Annotated in this window: 5 protein-coding genes; 4 read left to right on the top strand and 1 reads right to left on the bottom strand. The window is 70.1% G+C overall.

The features are described from left to right. Nucleotides 1-109 precede the first annotated feature (109 nt). The gene (locus AC08OX_RS15500; RefSeq protein ID WP_476608464.1) at nt 110-469 is read left to right on the top strand and encodes a group I truncated hemoglobin; all 360 of its coding nucleotides are present in this window, start codon (nt 110-112) and stop codon (nt 467-469) included. A 109-nt stretch (nt 470-578) separates the two neighbouring features. On the opposite strand, the gene AC08OX_RS15495 is transcribed toward AC08OX_RS15500, so the two are convergent. Then, nucleotides 579-878: a hypothetical protein gene (locus AC08OX_RS15495; RefSeq protein WP_476608463.1), complete on the bottom strand. Its 300-nt coding sequence runs from the start codon at nt 876-878 to the stop codon at nt 579-581. A 199-nt stretch (nt 879-1,077) separates the two neighbouring features. Here AC08OX_RS15495 and nhaA point away from each other — a divergent pair, with 199 nt between their 5' ends. From nhaA to AC08OX_RS15480, 3 genes are all read left to right on the top strand, one after another. Continuing rightward, the gene (gene nhaA / locus AC08OX_RS15490) at nt 1,078-2,406 is read left to right on the top strand and encodes a Na+/H+ antiporter NhaA (RefSeq protein WP_476608462.1); all 1,329 of its coding nucleotides are present in this window, start codon (nt 1,078-1,080) and stop codon (nt 2,404-2,406) included. 172 nt (nt 2,407-2,578) lie between these two features. Beyond that, nucleotides 2,579-2,860, top strand: a complete 282-nt coding sequence (locus tag AC08OX_RS15485; protein WP_476608461.1) for a hypothetical protein — start codon at nt 2,579-2,581, stop codon at nt 2,858-2,860. Between the two features lies 1 nt (nt 2,861). Next, nucleotides 2,862-3,655 (top strand): FAD:protein FMN transferase (locus AC08OX_RS15480; RefSeq protein WP_476608460.1); only part of this gene is annotated, 794 nt, incomplete at its 3' end.

Genomic DNA, 3,655 nt, shown 5'->3' with positions numbered 1-3,655 from the left:
TAACTTTGAAAAGGCTCAGTGAACCTGGCGGACGGGTACCAGTGAGCCACGGCAACAAACATGGTCAACGACCTCCGGTCGGTCCTCTCCTGCGAAAGCGAGACCTCTGATGAGTATCTACGACACTATCGGCGGCGCGACGGCCGTGCAGGCCGCGGTCGACGATTTCTACGTCCGGGTGACGGCCGATCCCGTTCTTGCACCCCTCTTTGCCAACCGGGACCTGCCCCGTCTCAAGGAACACCAGCGAGCGTTCATCGCCGCGGTGATCGGTGGTCCCGAGGTCTACCGGGGCCGGGACATGGCCGCGGTACATGCCACGCTCGGCCTCACCGACTCCCACTTCGACGCGGTGGTGGACCATCTGCTCGCGGCGTTGACCGGCCTCGGTGTCCCGACGGAAACCACCGGCCAGATCGACGCGGCCCTCGCCCCGCTGCGTTCCGACGTCGTCACGGTATCGAAGTAGTAATACCTCACGTCATACACGACCTTGCGCGGTCAGGCTAGTGAAGCCGCAGCCGGCTCGAACGAGAGAAACCGGGCGGGGCACAGTTGCAAATGCGAACCGCCCGGGTTTAATATGGACGCCACCATGTGAGAGATGGAGGTCGACGCCAATCGCCGTCGGCGACGGGGATGCCGTGGACAAGGATGGCACGGACGTCGTTGGTGGTGAACGAGCCGTCCCGGCGGCTTCCTTTCTCGGGTAGCGGGTGCCGTCGGGTGCGGTCGAGCCAGCGGTAGCTGTCCGCGTCGACGAAGCAGCAAACCACGCGGACGGATTCGACGCCGAGACAGGTGCTGACCTCGTCCTCGACGAGGTCGCTGCTGGTCAGCCGTGCGAGGGGGAGGGCGTTCTTCGGCGTCGGGATCACCGCCTGCTCGGCGAGGCTGTAGCCGGCGTGGTGAGGCAGTGCTTCGGGGTGGGTCCCCTGCCGGCCCCGTGCCGGGTGTGCCTAGCCGTTTCGGCTGGTATGGGGGGCATGTTAACGTCGGCTCGGCTACGGTGGGTTCGGTGCGCCGGGAAGTCTGGTCGGCAACGTGTGACCCGATCCCTTGGTGAGGAGCGCCGCCGTGGGCCAAGTTCCGTCTCGCCGGTTCAGCCTGTTCGACCGCAGGTCGTGGCCCGAGGCTCGCCGGATCGCCGAGATCCTACGCAGGGAGGCCATCGGTGGCGGGCTGCTGCTCGCCGCGACGGTCCTGGCCTTGGGCTGGGCGAACTCGCCGTGGTCAGAGTCGTACCAGTCAATGCTGTCCTACCAGCTCGGCCCGTCCTGGGCGCACCTGGACCTCACCCTGGCTCAGTGGGCCGCCGACGGCCTGCTAGCGATCTTCTTCTTCGTTGCCGGGCTGGAACTCAAACGCGAGTTCATCGCCGGAGACCTCCGCGACCCTCGGCGGGCCGCTGTCCCGGTCCTGGCCGCCTGCGGGGGTGTCGCCGTCCCGGCCGTGCTGTACGCGCTGGTCAACGTCGGCGGTGACGCCTCAGCGGGCTGGGCGATCCCGACCGCCACCGACATCGCCTTCGCGCTGGCGGTGCTGGCGGTCATTGGCCGGCACCTGCCATCCGGTCTGCGGACCTTCCTGCTCACCCTCGCGGTCGTCGATGACCTGCTCGCCATCGTCATCATCGCCGTCGTCTACACCCGCCACCTGTCGATCCTCCCGTTGCTGGGCGCGCTGGTGCCGCTGGCGTTGTTCACTCTGCTGGTCCAGCGCCGGGTGCGCTCGTGGTGGCTCCTCCTGCCCTTGGCCGCCGCGACCTGGACGCTGGTCCACGCCTCCGGCGTGCACGCCACCGTGGCTGGCGTGCTGCTGGGGTTTGCCGTGCCGGTGCTCCGCAGTACCCGTGCCGGCGGCCCGGAGGCGGGACCGGGGCTGGCCGAGCACTTCGAGCACCGCTGGCGGCCCCTGTCGGCCGGGGTGGCGGTGCCGGTCTTCGCGTTCTTCTCCGCCGGAGTCACCGTCGATGGCCTGAGCGGACTGAGCGCGGCGCTGAGCGACCGGGCGGCCATCGGTGTCGTGCTCGGTCTCGTCGTCGGCAAGCCTCTGGGGATCATGGCCGCTACCTTCCTGGTAGCACGCTTCACTCGCGCCACCCTCGACGACGGGTTGACCTGGACCGACGTTCTCGGGCTCGCGGTCTTGGCCGGTATCGGATTCACCGTCTCCCTGCTCATCGGTGAACTGGCTTTCGGGAGCGGTAGCGCACGTGATGACCATGTCAAGATTGCTGTCCTGACGGGTTCCCTGCTCGCAGCCCTGCTCGCCGCCGTCGTGCTACGTCTGCGCAATCGCGTCTACCGCCGGCTCCAGGAAGCAGAGACCGCCGACCGCGACCACGACGGCATCCCCGACGTCTACCAAGACCTGCACCGGTCCTCCCCACGCCCGTGGGGGTGATCCGGTCCGGTCGGTCCGCTCGTGCAGCACCATCAAGTCCGCCCCACGCCCGTGGGGTATTCCGCCCTCGGCAATCGAACAGCTGACGCACAGGTAACACACAGGCCCGACTCCCACCCTCATAGTCACGGGGCTCCTTCCGGAGCGCCGGCAGGGTAGGAGGACACCGGCCATGGCCACACGTGAGCAGGGAATCCGACGGGTAGGCCCCGTCACCGCCGGACTGGCAGCCGTCGCGGCCGCCGGAGCCATCGGCTTCGGCGTGCTGGCCCATGAGCATTCCGCATCCGCGGCCACCTGGGCCTCGACGACGGACGACAGCTCGGTGACCTCGGGTAACGAATCCACCTCGTCGTCGACCTCCGACAGCGCGTCCCCGTCCGGCGGCTGGTCGGGCGGGACCACGGTGGGGAACGCCGACGGTCCCACGCACGCGTCGACCGGTGGTTCCTGAGATGCCCGGCGCGGCAGCGGCGGTCGAGTGGTCGGTGTGGAGCACGACCGCCCGGCTCGTGGTGACCGAGCCCGGCGCACTGGCCGCCGCCCGGGAGATCGTCGTGGACCATCTCACGGCCGTTGACGAGGTCGCCAGTCGTTTCCGGGACGACGCGGAGATCAACCAGCTCGATCACGCCGATGGGACGCCGCAACGGATCAGCCCGCTGCTGGCGGACCTCGTCGGTGCGGCGCTCCTCGCGGCCCGGCGCACCGACGGGGACGTAGACCCGACCGTCGGCGGACCGCTCGCCGCTCTCGGCTACGACCGGGACATCACGTTGCTGCCGTCGGACGGCCGGCGGCTGCGGGTAGTGCACCGGCCGGCGCCGGGCTGGCAGCGGATCCGGCTGACCGGGAACACAATGACGCTGCCGGACGACGTGCGGCTCGACCTCGGAGCGACGGCGAAGGCGCAGGCCGCCGACCGCTGCGCCGCTCTGGTCGCCGAACGGCTCGGCACCGGCGTGCTGGTCAGCCTCGGCGGGGATGTCGCCACCGCCGGGAACGCGCCGGAGGGCGGCTGGCGCATTCGGGTCCAGGACCGCCCGGGCGAGCCCGCCTGCACCATCACCCTGGCCGCCGGGAGCGCCGTCGCGACGTCCAGCACCCTCGGGCGGCGGTGGCGGCGCGGCGGGCGGCTCCTGCACCACATCCTGGATCCGCGCACCTGCCAGCCCGCGCCGGTGGTCTGGCGGACCGCCACCGTGGCGGCCGCGAGCTGCCTCGACGCGAACACGGCGAGCACCGCCGC

The organism is Frankia sp. CoBUL1, assembly GCF_978021245.1.
The sequence above is the reverse complement of the archived record's forward strand: the minus strand, read 5'-3'. Positions and strand labels throughout refer to the sequence as shown.